Genomic DNA, 14,730 nt, shown 5'->3' with positions numbered 1-14,730 from the left:
GAGGCATGGGTGACCCCATCACTGAAGAAGCGAAGGCTACGACCGTGCGTACGTTCAGCCCCAAGCCCGGCGATGTCCAGCGCCAGTGGCACGTCATTGACGCGCAGGACGTTGTCCTGGGCCGTCTGGCCTCTCAGGCCGCGTCCCTTCTGAGGGGCAAGCACAAGCCGGTGTACGCGCCGCACGTTGACACCGGTGACTTCGTCATCATCGTCAACGCCGACAAGGTGCACCTCTCCGGCAACAAGCGCAGCCAGAAGCTGGCCTACCGCCACTCCGGTTTCCCCGGTGGTCTGCGCTCCGTCCGGTACGACGAGCTGCTCGACAAGAACCCCGAGAAGGCTGTCGAGAAGGCCATCAAGGGCATGCTCCCCAAGAACACCCTCGGCCGTCAGATGCTCTCGAAGCTGAAGGTCTACGCGGGCGCCGAGCACCCGCACGCTGCGCAGCAGCCGGTCCCGTTCGAGATCACCCAGGTCGCGCAGTAAGTCCGGCCACCCCCTAAGACGAAGAGAATCTGAGGAGCATCGTGGCCGAGACCACTCCCGAGAACGTCATCGAGAACGAGGACGTCGTCGAGGAATACACCACCGAGACCGAGGTCGTGGAGGGTGAGTACACCTCCGAGTCCCTCGCCTCCCGCTTCGGCGACCCGCAGCCGGCCGCCGGCCTGGGCCGTCGCAAGAACGCCATCGCCCGCGTCCGGATCGTTCCGGGCACCGGTCAGTGGAAGATCAACGGTCGCACCCTTGAGGGCTACTTCCCCAACAAGGTGCACCAGCAGGAAGTCAACGAGCCCTTCAAGGTGCTCGAGCTCGACAACCGCTACGACGTGGTCGCCCGCATCTCCGGCGGCGGCATCTCCGGTCAGGCCGGTGCGCTGCGTCTGGGCGTCGCCCGTGCGCTGAACGAGGCGGACGTCGAGAACAACCGCGGCACCCTGAAGAAGGCCGGGTTCCTCAAGCGTGACGACCGTGCGGTCGAGCGCAAGAAGGCCGGTCTCAAGAAGGCCCGCAAGGCGCCGCAGTACAGCAAGCGCTGATCGCGCTCGCTGCGCTCGCAGCACCTTCCCGTACGCCCCGGTGGCACTTTCCGTGCAGCCGGGGCGTTCGGCTATCCGGGACCGGTGCGTTATTCGGGCGTCCGGGAGGCGTATACCTGGACGCAATGCCTGGTTCAAGCTCATCTATGCGGAGGACACCAGTGGGACGACTCTTCGGAACGGACGGGGTGCGCGGTGTCGCCAATGCGGATCTGACGGCGGAGCTGGCGCTCGGTCTGTCGGTCGCTGCGGCGCACGTACTCGCAGAGGAGGAGTCGGGGCACGGCCGCGCCCTGGAGGGACGCAGGCCGGTGGCGGTCGTCGGGCGTGATCCGCGGGCCTCGGGTGAGTTCCTGGAGGCGGCGGTCGTCGCGGGGCTGGCGAGCGCCGGGGTGGATGTGCTGCGGGTGGGCGTGCTGCCGACCCCGGCGGTGGCGTATCTGACGGGGTCGCTCGGCGCGGACCTCGGGGTGATGCTCTCCGCGAGCCACAATCCGATGCCCGACAACGGCATCAAGTTCTTCGCCCGCGGTGGCCACAAGCTCGCCGACGAGCTGGAGGACCGTATCGAGCGGACGTACCGGGCGCACGCCTCGGGCGAGCCGTGGGAGCGGCCGACCGGCGCCGGGGTGGGCCGGGTCACCGTCTACGACGAGGGGTTCGACAACTACGTCGCGCATCTCGTCGGGGTGCTGCCCAACCGGCTCGACGGGCTGAAGATCGTCATCGACGGGGCGCACGGCGCGGCGGCGCGGGTCTCGCCGGAGGCGTTCGCGCGGGCGGGGGCGGACGTCGTCACCATCGGTGCGGACCCGGACGGCCTCAACATCAACGACGGCTGCGGGTCGACGCATCTGGGGCTGCTGCGCGCGGCGGTCGTCGAGCACGGCGCCGATCTGGGTGTGGCGCACGACGGCGACGCGGACCGCTGCCTGGCCGTGGACCGGGCGGGCAACGAGATCGACGGGGACCAGATCCTCGCCGTGCTGGCGCTGGGGATGCGCGAGGCGGGGACGCTGCGGAAGAACACCGTCGTCGCGACCGTCATGTCCAATCTCGGCTTCAAGCTGGCGATGGAGCGGGCCGGGATCGACATGGTGGCGACCGCGGTCGGCGACCGGTACGTGCTGGAGGAGATGAAGGCGCAGGGCTTCGCGCTCGGCGGTGAGCAGTCCGGGCACGTCATCGTGCTGGACCACGCCACCACCGGCGACGGCACGCTCACCGGTCTGATGCTGGCCGCGCGGGTCGCCGCGACGGGCCGGGGACTCCACGAGCTGGCCGCCGTGATGGAGCGGCTGCCGCAGGTGCTGATCAACGTCCCGGACGTCGACAAGTCGAAGGTCGCGACGTCCCCGGCGCTGTCCGCGGCGGTCGCCGAGGCGGAGCGGGAGCTGGGGTCGACCGGCCGGGTGCTGCTGCGGCCGTCCGGTACGGAGCCGCTGGTGCGGGTGATGGTGGAGGCGGCCGACATCGAGCAGGCGCGGGCGGTCGCGGAGCGGCTGGCCGACGCGGTGAAGTCGGCGCTGGGCTGAGCCCGCCGCGTACGCATGACGTGCCCCCGGTCGCGAGTCGCGGCCGGGGGCACGGACGTTGGTGGGTCAGAGGGCCGGGCCGTAGTCGCGGCACTCGGGGGTGAAGTGCGGGTCGTTCGGGCCGAGGGCGTTGACGACGTTCTGGAGGGTGGGGCTGTCGAGGAAGAGGCCGACGTGGCCGGCCTTGTCGTCGGGGCACTGGTCCTGGAGCGTGATGTTGGTGACGCCGTCGCCGTGCAGGAAGCCGTTGGTGTACGGGGTGACGACCTTGTCCTGAGTGGTGCCGATGACGACGTAGCGCACGCCGGGCACGGTGTCGCCGTCCTTCCACAGGTCCTTCTGGAAGTCGGAGTCGACCTCCTGCTGCTTGAGTCCGGTGAGCCCGGCGAAGTCGAAGAAGTTGTTGACGAAGCCGAGGGCGTTCATCTGTTTGCCGAGGCCGACCAGACCGTCGAGGGTGGTGCCGTGGTTGCTGGGGGCGATGCCGACGAGGGTGCGGATCTTCGCGGCGCCGCCCAGCCGCTTGAGGTAGTGGTTGGGCATCATGCCGCCCTGGGAGTGGCCGACGATGTCGGCCTTCTGCGCGCCGGTGGCGGCGAGGACCTTGTCGACGAAGGCGCTGAGCTGACCGGCGGAGTCGCCGATGTCGGTGAGGCCGCCGACCCGGCCCGCCGACAGATGGTTCATGCCGTAGTTGAACGCGTAGACGCAGTAGCCCTGGTTGGCGAGGGTGGGGGCGAGGGCGACCCAGTTGGCGCCGGCGTTGGCGAAGGTGCCGTGGGAGAGGATCACCGGGTAGGGGTGCTCGGCGCTCGGTTTGCAGCTCCAGTCGTTGGCGCCGGCGACGGCGTCCGGGCTGGTCAGGAAGTTGTGGACGGCGGTGCCGAGGTCGCCGACGGGCAGGTCGGCGGCGCGTGCGGGGGCCGTGGCGGCGGGCGCCGGGGCAGGTGCGGCCTCGGCGGGGGCGGTGAGGGCGAGGCCGGCCGCGCCGAGGCAGAGCGCGGCGGCGGCAGCGGCCAGGCGGCGCCGCGGGCGGCGGTGGCGGACGGGCCGACGGGGTGCGGGTGTCATGGGGGCTCCTGGTGAGAGGGCAGGCCGGATCCGGGCAGGCCGGACCGGTCGGCGGACTGTCAACGAGGGGGGAGCGCGCGGGGCATGCCGCGGCGCGGCCGGCGGGGCCGGACGGGGTACGGACGGCGGGGGCCGGACGCGGGCGGGTGCGCCCCGGTGGTGCGGGTGACGGGACGGGTCAGGGGCCCCGGCGGCCGGGGTCGGGGGGACGCGCCATGGCACCTGCCTGCCTCGTCAGGGACGCGGTCCGGGTTCGGGGTGCCGGTACGGGCCGCGTGCATCGCCGGTGTACGTCGTGCGGGACGCGGCCCGGAAAGCTCTGTGCCCGGACCGCGTGTTACCTGACGGTAGGGGGGCGGTAACGCCGGCGACAAGACGTGGGACGCGGGCAAATTACGGGGCGTGCGGGTGGCGTGCGGCCCGTGGGTCCGGGCGGGGCGGGCGCGGATCGGGGGTGCACGGAGGGTTTTCGGGGAGACGCGGGCCCGCCGGGCGGGGGCCGCGGGCGGGGTGGCCGGGCGGCGGTCCGGCCCGGTGCGCGCGGGGGCGGTGGCGGAGGTGCCGGGCGCGGGGCGGGCCGTCGCGCCGGGCCGGGCTCAGGGGTGTCCGGCCAAGGCGGCAGGGAGTTCCGTCGCGCCGGGCCCGGGGGCGTCCCTGCCGGGCCCGGGGGGGCAACCGGGCCGGACACGTGGGTGTCCGGCCGGGCCGGGCGTGCGTCAGAGCTTGCGCAGGGAGAGGCGCTGGACCTTGTGGTCGGGGCCCTTGCGCAGGACGAGGCCCGCGCGGCCGCGGGTGGGGGCGACATTCTGTTCCAGGTTGGGCCGGTTGACGGTGCGCCAGATCTGCCGGGCGTAGTCCAGGGCCTCCTCCTCGGAGACCTGGGTGTAGCGGCGGAAGTACGAGGACGGGTCCTGGAACGCGGTCGCCCGCAGTTTGCGGAAGCGGCCGAGGTACCACTTCTCGATGTCCTCGGTGCGCGCGTCGACGTAGACGGAGAAGTCGAAGAAGTCGGCGAGGCCGAGGCGGGTGCGGCCGTCCTTGCCGGGCAGCGCCGGCTGGAGGACGTTGAGGCCCTCGACGATGAGGATGTCGGGGCGGTGCACGGTGAGCCGTTCGCCCGGCACGATGTCGTAGATCAGGTGCGAGTAGACCGGTGCGGTGACCTCGGCGCGGCCGGACTTCACATCGGCGACGAAGCGGGTCAGCGCCCGCCGGTCGAACGACTCGGGGAACCCCTTACGGGACATCAGCCCGCGGCGGTGCAGCTCGGCGTTGGGGTACAGGAAGCCGTCGGTGGTGACCAGTTCGACCCGGGGGTGTTCGGGCCAGCGGGCCAGCAGCGCCTGGAGCAGGCGCGCGGTGGTGGACTTGCCGACCGCGACGCTGCCCGCCACGCCTATGACGAACGGGGTGCCCGGCTGTGAGCCGTGGCCGCCGCCCGCGTCGCCGAGGAAGGTGTTGAGCGCACCGCGCAGATTGCTGGTGGCGCCGACGTAGAGGTTGAGCAGCCGGGAGAGCGGGAGGTAGACGTCGCGGACCTCGTCGAGGTCGATGACGTCGCCCAGTCCGCGCATCCGCTCGACCTCTTCGGCGGTGAGCGGCAGCGGGGTCTTCTCCCGCAGCGCGCTCCATTCCGTACGCGTCAGATCGACGTACGGGGAGCGCTCGGCGCGGCGTCGTTGCTGCGGATCGGTCGTCGGGGCCACGGGTTCATTGTGCGCGGGCCTCCCGGGGCGGCGACCCCGGGGTCGGCCGGGGGCGCGGGTGGCCGGAAGTGGGCGGGCGGGGCGGGAACGGCTGGGAGCCTTGCGCCGTCTTCGACCGTGGACCGGGGTACCCGGGGCGGACCGTGCAGGGCCCGGGAGCGGGCCGGGGAGGGGTGGTCGGAATGGGCGGACGGCAGAGCAGGGGCGTACTGCGGCGGCGCCGGGGCGGGACGGCGCTGGCGGAGCGGGAGTCGTTCGCCGCCCTGGTCCACGCCGAGCTGGCCGAGGAGCTGCCGGACGTGGACCTGGACCTGGACGAGGACCTCGACGGTTTCCTGGAGCGGTACGCCTCCCCGGCCTGCACGGACGCGGAGGCCGAGGAGGAGTTCCTGGAGACGGTCCGGCAGGCGGCGGAGCGGCTGGAGCGCGGGTACTGAGAGCGGGGCGCGGCGGGCGCGGGGCCGTCCGGGAGCTGTCCCGGGGGCAACATCTGTCGTCCCGCGGGGCGCCGCGACGGCTCCGCCGGGGCCTTGCGGGGCGCGGCCGGTCCGGTGCTGGAGGGGCGCACGCGCGCCGTTGTGCGCCGGGCCCGGACCCGTTCGCGCGGGCCGGATCCGGCCGCGGCGCGCCGGATGCGGCCCGGCGGCTGCCGGGCACAGGGGCGCGCGGCACCGGCGCGTACGCTGCCCCCATGTGCGGAATCGTGGGTTATGTGGGCGGGCAGAGCGCCCTGGACGTCGTACTGGCCGGGCTGCGCCGACTGGAGTACCGCGGGTACGACTCGGCGGGCGTCGCGGTGCTGGCCGACGGCGGACTGGCGTCGGCGAAGAAGGCCGGCAAGCTCGCCAATCTGGAGAAGGAGCTGGCGGCGCGGCCGCTGCCGGCGGGGTCGACGGGCATCGGGCACACCCGGTGGGCCACCCACGGCGGGCCCACGGACGCCAACGCCCACCCCCACCTGGACAACGCCGGGCGGGTCTCGGTCGTCCACAACGGCATCATCGAGAACTTCGCCGCGCTCCGCGCCGAGCTGACCGACCGCGGCCACGAGCTGACCTCCGAGACGGACACCGAGGCCGTCGCCCATCTACTGGCCGAGGCGTACTCGTCCTGCGGTGAGCTGGCTGAGGCGATGCGGCAGGTGTGCCGCCGCCTGGAGGGCGCGTTCACCCTCGTCGCGGTGCACGCGGACGCGCCGGACGTGGTCGTCGGGGCGCGCCGCAACTCCCCGCTGGTGGTCGGCGTCGGCGAGGACGAGGCGTTCCTGGCGTCCGATGTGGCGGCGTTCATCGCGCACACCCGTGAGGCGATCGAGCTGGGCCAGGACCAGGTCGTCGAGGTGCGCCGGGACGGGGTGACCGTCACCGACTTCGACGGGGCGCCGGCGCAGGTGCGCGCGTACCACGTCGACTGGGACGCCTCCGCCGCCGAGAAGGACGGCTACGACTACTTCATGCTCAAGGAGATCGCCGAGCAGCCGAAGGCGGTCGCCGACACCCTGCTGGGCCGGATCGACGGCTCCGGGGAGCTGTCGCTGGACGAGGTGCGGATCCCGCCGGAGGTGCTGCGGGAGGTCGACAAGGTCGTCATCGTCGCCTGCGGGACGGCGTACCACGCGGGCATGATCGCGAAGTACGCCATCGAGCACTGGACACGGATCCCCTGCGAGACCGAGCTGGCCAGCGAGTTCCGCTACCGCGACCCGATCATGGGGCCGCGGACGCTGGTCATCGCGATCAGCCAGTCCGGCGAGACGATGGACACGCTGATGGCGCTGCGGCACGCCCGTGAGCAGGGCGCCAAGGTCCTCGCCATCTGCAACACCAACGGCTCGACCATCCCGCGCGAGTCGGACGCGGTGCTCTACACGCACGCCGGTCCCGAGGTCGCGGTCGCCTCGACGAAGGCGTTCTTGACGCAGCTGGTCGCCTGCTACCTGGTGGCGCTCTATCTCGGGCAGGTCCGCGGGACGAAGTGGGGCGACGAGGTCCAGGACGTGGTCCGGGAGCTGGCCGCGATCGGTACGCAGGTCGAGCAGGTGCTCGGCACGATGGAGCCGGTGCGGGAGCTGGCGCGGAGCCTGGCGGACAAGAACACCGTGCTGTTCCTGGGGCGGCACGTCGGCTACCCGGTGGCGCTGGAGGGCGCGCTCAAGCTGAAGGAGCTGGCGTACATGCACGCCGAGGGCTTCGCGGCGGGTGAGCTGAAGCACGGTCCGATCGCGCTGATCGAGCAGGACGTGCCGGTCGTGGTGGTCGTCCCGTCGCCGCGCGGCCGTTCCGTACTGCACGACAAGATCGTCTCCAACATCCAGGAGATCCGGGCCCGCGGCGCCCGCACCATCGTCGTCGCGGAGGAGGGCGACGAGACGGTGGTGCCCTACGCCGACCACCTCGTGCGGATCCCGCGCACCCCGGTGTTGCTCCAGCCGCTGGTGTCGGCCGTCCCGCTCCAGGTCTTCGCCTGCGAGCTGGCGACCGCCCGCGGCAACGAGGTCGACCAGCCGCGCAACCTCGCCAAGTCGGTGACGGTGGAGTGAGCGGACGTCAGCGGTGGGCGGCGCGCCCCGGGGGCGGGGGGCGCCGGTGATCATCGGGGTGGGGATCGACGTCGCCGAGATCGACCGGTTCGCGGCGGCGCTGGAGCGTACGCCGGAGCTGGCGCGGCGGCTGTTCATCGACGCGGAGCTGGTGCTGCCGAGCGGGGAGCGGCGCGGCACCGCCTCGCTGGCGGCCCGTTTCGCCGCGAAGGAGGCGGTGGCCAAGGCGCTCGGCGCGCCCGGCGGGCTGCACTGGACCGACGCCGAGGTGTACGTCGAGGACAGCGGCCAGCCCCGGCTGCGGGTCCGCGGCACCGTCGCCGCCCGCGCCGCCGAACTGGGCGTCCGCGCCTGGCACGTCTCGCTCAGCCATGACGCGGGCGTGGCGTCGGCGGTGGTGGTGGCGGAGGGCTGAGCGCCGGGGCGCGCGGGCCGGAGGCGGCGCGCCCGGGGGGGGGATCTCGCGTACGGGGACCGGCTCCCTCCCGTAGCGGCGGCCGGACTCCCGGGCGGTGCTGACGATCGGTGACACCGGCGCGGCGGGCGGGCCCGTCCCTCCCGCGCTTCCCTCATGAGGGCCGGGCCGTCCCTTACGGGGCGGGACCGGCCCTTACGGGTTCCGGCCTCCCTCAGGGGGCTGTCCCTCACGGGGCTGTCCCTTACGGGTTCGGCCCTTCCTCTGCGGGCCCCACGCCCTCGACAAGCCCCATGCCCTCCACGGGCCCGGTCTCCCCTACGGGCCCGGCCTCCCCTACGTACGGGCACGCGTCCCGTACGGGCCGGGCCGGCCCGCACCGTCCGTGCCCGCTCCGTCCCCCGGGCCGCCCCGTAGCCCGTGCCGCGTCGGCGGGCCGGTGTGAGACTGGGGCGCATGAGGACTGCGTACAGCGTGGCGGACGTGCGGGCGGCGGAGCGGGAGTTGATGGCGCGGGTGCCCGAAGGGGCGCTGATGCAGCGGGCGGCCGCGGGGCTCGCGGCGGTCTGCGCGCGGCTGCTGAGCGGGGGGCGCGGGGTGTACGGCTCCCGGGTCGTGCTGCTGGTCGGCAGCGGTGACAACGGGGGTGACGCCCTGTACGCCGGGGCGCGGCTGGCGCGCCGGGGCGCCGGGGTCGGCGCGGTCCTGCTGACGCCGGAGCGGGCGCACGCCGGGGGACTGGCGGCGCTGCGGGCGGCCGGCGGCACCGTCGCCGACGACGCGGAGCGCGCCGTGGCCCGCGCCGATCTGGTGGTCGACGGCATCGTCGGGATCGGTGGCCGCGGCGGGCTCCGCCCCCGCGCCGCCCAACTCGCCGCGCTGGCCGCCGGATCGGCCACCGTCGTCGCCGTGGATCTGCCGAGCGGTGTGGACGCGGACACCGGCGAGGTCGCGGGGGAGGCGGTCCGGGCCGATGTGACGGTGACGTTCGGGGCGTACAAGCCGGGGCTGCTGGTCGATCCGGCGCGGGAGCGGGCCGGAGTGGTGCACCACGTCGACATCGGGCTGGCGCCGTCCGCGTCGCCCGCCGCCGAGGCGCTGCAACACGCGGACGTGGCGCGGCTGCTGCCGGTGCCGTCGCCGGAGAGCGACAAGTACCGGCGCGGGGTGGTCGGCGTGGTCGCCGGCTCCGCGCGCTACCCGGGCGCGGCGGTGCTGGCGGTGGCCGGTGCGCTGCGCGGCGGCGCGGGCGCCGTCCGGTACGTCGGTCCGGCCGCCGACGCGGTCCTCGCGCGTTTCCCGGAGACGCTGGTGCACGCCGGGCCGCCGCACCGCGCGGGCCGGGTCCAGTCCTGGGTGATCGGCCCCGGCATCGGCGACGAGTCCGGCGCCCTGGACGACGTCCTCGCCGCCGACGTACCGGTGCTGGTGGACGCCGACGGGCTGCGGTTCCTGACGCCGGAGCGGGTACGGGCCAGGACCGCGGGCACGCTGCTGACCCCGCACGCCGGGGAGGCCGCCGCGCTGCTGGGCACCGACCGCGCCGAGGTCGAGGCGGGCCGCTGGCGGGCGGTCGCCGAACTGGCCGCGAGGTTCGGCGCGACGGCGCTCCTCAAGGGCTCGACGACGCTGGTCGCGGACGGCTTCGGACCCGTACGGGTCAACCCCACCGGGACCGGCTGGCTGGCGACCGCCGGCAGTGGCGATGTGCTGTCGGGCCTGGCCGGATCGCTGCTCGCCGCGGGGCTCGTCCCGCGTGACGCGGCGTCGGCGGGCGCCTATCTGCACGGTCTCGCGGCCCGCTTCGCCGCCGGTCCGGACGGTGCGCCCATCACCGCCGCGCAGGTCGCCGCCCGCCTCGCGGCCGCCTGGCGGGACGTCGGACGGCACACCCCGCACCCCGGCGGGACGGCACGCTGAAACGCCGCCGTGGACCGCTGCCCGCCCGCCGCGCGGCCACCGTCCCCGGGGCCGGACCGGTCCCCGCGTACCGGCCCGCGTCCCGGCGGCACGGCGCGCCGAACGCCCGCCGCGGGCCCGGCACCGTGCCCCGCGTGGGCGCCGTCCCCGGGCCCGGGGCGGGCCCCGGGGACGGCGTCCGTCCGGGTATGCCCCGGGTCCGCCGGGCGGCGCCTGAGACACTGAGGGGGATGAACGAGAGAGCAACGCGGGCCCGCGCCGTCATCGACCTTGCCGCCGTGCGGTCGAATGTCCGAGCGCTGCGCGGCCGCGCACCCGGGGCAGAGCTGATGGCCGTGGTCAAGGCCGACGGTTACGGACACGGCGCGGTGCCCTGTGCGCGCGCCGCCCGCGAGGCCGGCGCGAGCTGGCTGGGCACCGCGCTGCCCGAGGAGGCGTTCGCGCTGCGCGCCGCCGGGGACACCGGGCGGCTGATGTGCTGGCTGTGGACGCCGGGCGGCCCCTGGCGCACCGCCGTCGAGCAGGACATCGACGTCTCCGTCAGCGCGCTGTGGGCGCTGCGCGAGGTCAGCGAGGCGGCCCGCGCCGCCGGGCGTCCGGCCCGCGTCCAGCTCAAGGCCGACACGGGCCTGGGCCGCAGCGGCTGCCAGCCCGCCGACTGGCCGGAGCTGACCGCCGCCGCCCGCGAGGCCGAGCGCGCCGGACTGCTCACCGTCACCGGTGTCTGGTCCCACTTCGCCTGCGCCGACGAGCCGGGCCACCCCTCGATCGCCGCGCAGCTGACCGCCTACCACGCGGCGCTGGCCGTCGCCGAGGCCGCGGGGCTGCGCCCCCAGGTGCGGCACATCGCCAACACCCCGGCGCTGCTGACCCTGCCCGAGTCCCACTTCGACCTGGTCCGCGCCGGCATCGGCATCTACGGCGTCTCGCCCGCGCCCGAGGTCGGCACCGCCGGGGAGCTGGGGCTGCGCCCCGCGATGACGCTCCAGGCGTCGCTCGCCTCGGTCAAGGGCGTCCCGGCCGGCCACGGCGTCTCGTACGGCCACCACCACACGACGGCGGCCGAGACCACGCTCGCGCTGGTGCCGCTCGGCTACGCGGACGGCATCCCGCGCCACGCCTCCGGCAGCGGCCCGGTGCTCGTCGCCGGGAAGCGGCGGACGATCGCCGGGCGGGTCGCGATGGACCAGTTCGTCGTCGACCTGGACGGTGACACCGCGCTGCCGGGCGACACCGCGGTGCTCTTCGGGCCGGGCGATGACGGGGAGCCCACCGCCGAGGACTGGGCGCGGGCCACCGGCACCATCGCGTACGAGATCGTCACGCGGATCGGCGGCCGGGTCGCCCGCGTCCACCGCGACGGCGCGGCGGAGCCGGGTGTGCCCGCGGCGCTGGCCAGCCGCGGCGTCGGGGGTACCGGATGACGGACGGCCGGGACGCGGCGGCCGGGGCCACGGCCGTCGGCAACTGGGCGAAGGCCGGGCGCCACGCGGGTCTGGCGGGTGCCGCGATCGGCGTCGTCGCCGCGGGCGCCGCCGCCGGGGTGGCGATGGAGCGGATGACGGTCGGCCGCGGGATGCGCCGCCGCGCCCGCGCCGCGCTGGACGCCGTAGGCCCCTACGGCACGCTGCGCGGCGTCCCGGGCACCGCCGTCGCCGAGGACGGCACCCCGCTGTACTACGAGATCGACGAGGCCGGGGACGCGGCGCCGCGCCCCCGGAGGGCCAAGGGCGCGGAAGGGTCGGGCAGCGCCGAGCGGGCCGCCGCGCGGCAGGCCGCCGAGATCCGCCGCCGGCTGGCCGGACCGCGCCGCCGCTCGCCCGCCCCCACCGTCGTCTTCTGCCACGGCTACTGCCTCAACCAGGACTCCTGGCACTTCCAGCGCGCCGCGCTGCGCGGCGCGGTCCGCACCGTCCACTGGGACCAGCGCAGCCATGGCCGCTCCGGCCGCTCCCGTCCGCCCGCCGACGGCGGTGCGCCGGTCACCATCGATCTGCTGGGCCGCGATCTGAAGGCGGTGCTGGACGCGGCGGCGCCCGAGGGGCCGCTGGTGCTGGTCGGGCACTCCATGGGCGGGATGACGGTGATGGCCCTCGCCGATCAGTACCCGGAGTTCGTCGCCGAACGGGTCGCGGGCGTCGCGCTGATCGGCACGTCCGCCGGGCGGCTGAGCGAGGTGGCGTTCGGCCTGCCGTCGTTCGGCGTGAAGGCGTTCCACCGGCTCGCCCCCGGTCTGCTGAAGGTGCTGGGCGCGCAGAGCGACGTCGTCGAGCGGGGCCGCCGCGCCACCGCCGATCTCTTCGCCGGGATCATCAAGCGGTACTCCTTCGGCACCCCGCAGGACGTCGACCCGGGCGTCGCCCGCTTCGCCGAGCGGCTCATCGAGGCCACCCCCATCGACGTCGTCGCGGAGTTCTACCCGGCCTTCGCCACCCACGACAAGGCGGCGGCGCTGGTGGCGTACGACACGGTCGCCTCGCTGGTGCTCGCCGGGGAACGCGATCTGATCACCCCCGCCGACCACAGCGAGGCCATCGCCGAACTGCTGCCCGCCACCCGCCTGCTGAAGGTGGACGGCGCCGGCCATCTGGTGATGCTGGAGCGTCCCGAGCTGGTCACCGAGGAAGTGGTGACGCTGATCGAACGGGCCGCGTCGGCCGGCCGGAAGGGCCGCCCGGCCCGGCCCTGACCGTCGCGCCCGTACCATTTGCGGCATGAGTGCCACCGCCACACAGACCCGTGTCACCGTCGAAACGCCCGAGCGGATGCAGGAGTTGGGACGCCGGCTGGCCGCGCTGCTGCGCCCCGGCGACCTGGTGCTGCTCACCGGCGAGCTGGGCGCGGGCAAGACGACGCTCACCCGCGGCCTCGGCGAGGGCCTGGGCGTACGCGGCGCCGTCACCTCTCCGACCTTCGTCATCGCCCGGGTGCATCCGTCGCTGACCGGCGGCCCCGCGCTGGTCCACGTCGACGCGTACCGCCTGGCCGGCGGGCTCGACGAGATGGAGGACCTGGATCTCGACGTCTCGCTGCCGGAGTCGGTGGTGGTCGTGGAGTGGGGCGACGGCAAGGTCGAGGAGCTGTCCGACGACCGGCTGCACGTCGTGATCGAGCGCGCGGTGGGCGCGGACGCCCCCGCGGACGCCGGGTGGGAGAGCGACGCCGCCGACGTCCGCACGGTGACGGTCACCGGGATCGGCGCCCGCTGGACGGACGCGGGCGTCGCGGAGCTGACCGCGGGCTGACCGGTCCGGCGGGCATCCGCCGAAGGCGCGGGGCCACGGGTGCGTGTGCGTTTTCCGACAGGCCGTCGGTAACGTGTTGCGCCGGTGGCCTCTGCCGTGGTGACATGGGAGGAGGGGAAGAACTTAGGCTTGCCTAAGTTCGCTCTCGTCCGCCGCTTGCCCCAGGAACCCGGGAGGCGACCATGACAGCCCACGAGCCCGCCGCCGTACCGCCCGCCCACGAGCCGTGCGACGCGCCGCCCACCATGCGCCAGCTCCTCGCCTCCTGCGCCGCCGCGAGCGCCGTCTCCACACCCCCCGAGCCCCCGGTCACCGCACCGGCGGCCGAGCCCGACCACCCCGCCCCGTCAGCCCCGGAGCGCGACGCGGCATAGCCCGTACGGGGGAGCGGCCGGACCTGTGACACGTACGGGCCGGCCGTCACTCGTGTACGCGGCACTGAACCCCGGTGCCGTGGTGAGGGGGAAGCGGGAGCCCCGCGGGCGCGGCGGAGCCCGGCCGGACGGGAGCCGACCCGGGAGAGCGCCGCACGCCGTGCGCGGGCGGCGCCGTCAGGCGACCACGACCACCTTCGTGCCGTTGACCGCGAAGTTCCACATCGCGGCGCCGTCGGCGCGCGATTCGCGGATACCGCCGGTGCGCTGCGAGGCGTCCGGGTTGGGTGACGAGCCGTCGACCGCCGCGCTGAAGCCGATGACCACACCGTCCACACCGGCGAACCGCACGACGTGCTCGATGGCGATGCCGTCCGACCCGGTCACGCTCACCGACCGCGAGGACACCGCGTAGGTGCCCATCGGCGGGGAGACCGTGCTCGGCGCGACGGTGAAGGTACGAAGGGCGGTGTCGTCCGCGCCGACCAGCCAGACCCGCTTGGCGCCGAGCGCGTACACGACCCGCTTGCCGGTGCCGGACGCCTCGGGCACCTTCGGCGCCGCCGGGCGGTGCTCCTTCTTACCGCCCCCGGGCTGCGCGGGGTGCTTGCCGGCGGTGTCTGCGCCCTTGTGGTGCGGGCGCAGATCGGCGGGGGCGGACGCCGACGCCTGGTAGCCCAGGAAACCGACCGCGACCAGCGCCGCCGCGGTGAGCGCGGTGACGATCGTGCTGCTCCTGGCGGGCATCGCTGTGCCACCTTCCGCTGTGCGCGCTTCCGTTGTGCTCGCCCGCCGGGGCGGGACGGGCCGCCGTCCTCGCGGTCCGATTGCCGTACAAAGGGCGACCGTAGCACCGGAAGGGGCACCGTCCGGCGCGCCGTAC

Annotated in this window: 14 protein-coding genes; 11 read left to right on the top strand and 3 right to left on the bottom strand. The window is 74.8% G+C overall.

Annotated features, from left to right (window positions below; all coding sequences use genetic code 11):
* Window positions 1-44 precede the first annotated feature (44 nt).
* The 3 genes from rplM to glmM all read left to right on the top strand — a co-directional run bounded on the left by rplM (window position 45) and on the right by glmM (window position 2,577).
* Window positions 45-488, top strand: coding sequence for a 50S ribosomal protein L13 (rplM, locus tag ACZ4M8_RS21605; protein WP_030283422.1), 444 nt, complete (start codon window positions 45-47; stop codon window positions 486-488).
* A gap of 41 nt (window positions 489-529) precedes the next feature.
* Window positions 530-1,042, top strand: coding sequence for a 30S ribosomal protein S9 (gene rpsI, locus ACZ4M8_RS21600; protein WP_030283420.1), 513 nt, complete (start codon window positions 530-532; stop codon window positions 1,040-1,042).
* A gap of 161 nt (window positions 1,043-1,203) precedes the next feature.
* Window positions 1,204-2,577: a phosphoglucosamine mutase gene (glmM, locus tag ACZ4M8_RS21595; protein ID WP_467609711.1), complete on the top strand. Its 1,374-nt coding sequence runs from the start codon at window positions 1,204-1,206 to the stop codon at window positions 2,575-2,577.
* A 66-nt stretch (window positions 2,578-2,643) separates the two neighbouring features.
* Here the strand turns inward: glmM and ACZ4M8_RS21590 are convergent, their stop codons facing one another.
* The gene (locus ACZ4M8_RS21590) at window positions 2,644-3,648 is read right to left on the bottom strand and encodes an esterase/lipase family protein (protein ID WP_467609709.1); all 1,005 of its coding nucleotides are present in this window, start codon (window positions 3,646-3,648) and stop codon (window positions 2,644-2,646) included.
* Window positions 3,649-4,364: 716 nt separating this feature from the next.
* Window positions 4,365-5,354, bottom strand: coding sequence for a type I pantothenate kinase (coaA, locus tag ACZ4M8_RS21585; protein WP_467609707.1), 990 nt, complete (start codon window positions 5,352-5,354; stop codon window positions 4,365-4,367).
* Window positions 5,355-5,536: 182 nt separating this feature from the next.
* Between coaA and ACZ4M8_RS21580 the strand changes: the two genes are divergently transcribed.
* The 8 genes from ACZ4M8_RS21580 to ACZ4M8_RS21545 all read left to right on the top strand — a co-directional run bounded on the left by ACZ4M8_RS21580 (window position 5,537) and on the right by ACZ4M8_RS21545 (window position 13,847).
* A complete protein-coding gene (locus ACZ4M8_RS21580; RefSeq protein ID WP_467609705.1) occupies window positions 5,537-5,791 on the top strand; it encodes a hypothetical protein in 255 nt (84 codons plus the stop codon).
* A gap of 254 nt (window positions 5,792-6,045) precedes the next feature.
* Complete coding sequence (gene glmS, locus ACZ4M8_RS21575; RefSeq protein ID WP_467609703.1) at window positions 6,046-7,893, top strand: glutamine--fructose-6-phosphate transaminase (isomerizing); 1,848 nt, start codon at window positions 6,046-6,048, stop codon at window positions 7,891-7,893.
* A gap of 46 nt (window positions 7,894-7,939) precedes the next feature.
* Complete coding sequence (locus ACZ4M8_RS21570) at window positions 7,940-8,308, top strand: holo-ACP synthase (protein WP_467609701.1); 369 nt, start codon at window positions 7,940-7,942, stop codon at window positions 8,306-8,308.
* 456 nt (window positions 8,309-8,764) lie between these two features.
* Window positions 8,765-10,228 carry an NAD(P)H-hydrate dehydratase gene (locus tag ACZ4M8_RS21565; protein ID WP_467609699.1) on the top strand — a complete coding sequence of 488 codons (1,464 nt, stop codon included), beginning with the start codon at window positions 8,765-8,767 and terminating at the stop codon, window positions 10,226-10,228.
* A 230-nt stretch (window positions 10,229-10,458) separates the two neighbouring features.
* Complete coding sequence (gene alr / locus ACZ4M8_RS21560; RefSeq protein WP_467609697.1) at window positions 10,459-11,652, top strand: alanine racemase; 1,194 nt, start codon at window positions 10,459-10,461, stop codon at window positions 11,650-11,652.
* Window positions 11,649-12,917: an alpha/beta fold hydrolase gene (locus ACZ4M8_RS21555; RefSeq protein WP_467609695.1), complete on the top strand. Its 1,269-nt coding sequence runs from the start codon at window positions 11,649-11,651 to the stop codon at window positions 12,915-12,917. Before alr ends, ACZ4M8_RS21555 begins: the two co-directional genes overlap by 4 nt.
* A gap of 25 nt (window positions 12,918-12,942) precedes the next feature.
* The gene (gene tsaE, locus ACZ4M8_RS21550) at window positions 12,943-13,473 is read left to right on the top strand and encodes a tRNA (adenosine(37)-N6)-threonylcarbamoyltransferase complex ATPase subunit type 1 TsaE (RefSeq protein WP_467609693.1); all 531 of its coding nucleotides are present in this window, start codon (window positions 12,943-12,945) and stop codon (window positions 13,471-13,473) included.
* Window positions 13,474-13,655: 182 nt separating this feature from the next.
* Window positions 13,656-13,847 (top strand): hypothetical protein, encoded by a 192-nt coding sequence (locus ACZ4M8_RS21545; protein WP_467609691.1) that lies wholly within the window; start codon window positions 13,656-13,658, stop codon window positions 13,845-13,847.
* Between the two features lie 177 nt (window positions 13,848-14,024).
* On the opposite strand, the gene ACZ4M8_RS21540 is transcribed toward ACZ4M8_RS21545, so the two are convergent.
* Complete coding sequence (locus ACZ4M8_RS21540) at window positions 14,025-14,594, bottom strand: hypothetical protein (protein ID WP_467609689.1); 570 nt, start codon at window positions 14,592-14,594, stop codon at window positions 14,025-14,027.
* Between the last annotated feature and the right edge of the window lie 136 nt (window positions 14,595-14,730).

It is taken from the genome of Streptomyces sp. NPDC027185, from assembly GCF_055567035.1.
The sequence above is the reverse complement of the archived record's forward strand: the minus strand, read 5'-3'. Positions and strand labels throughout refer to the sequence as shown.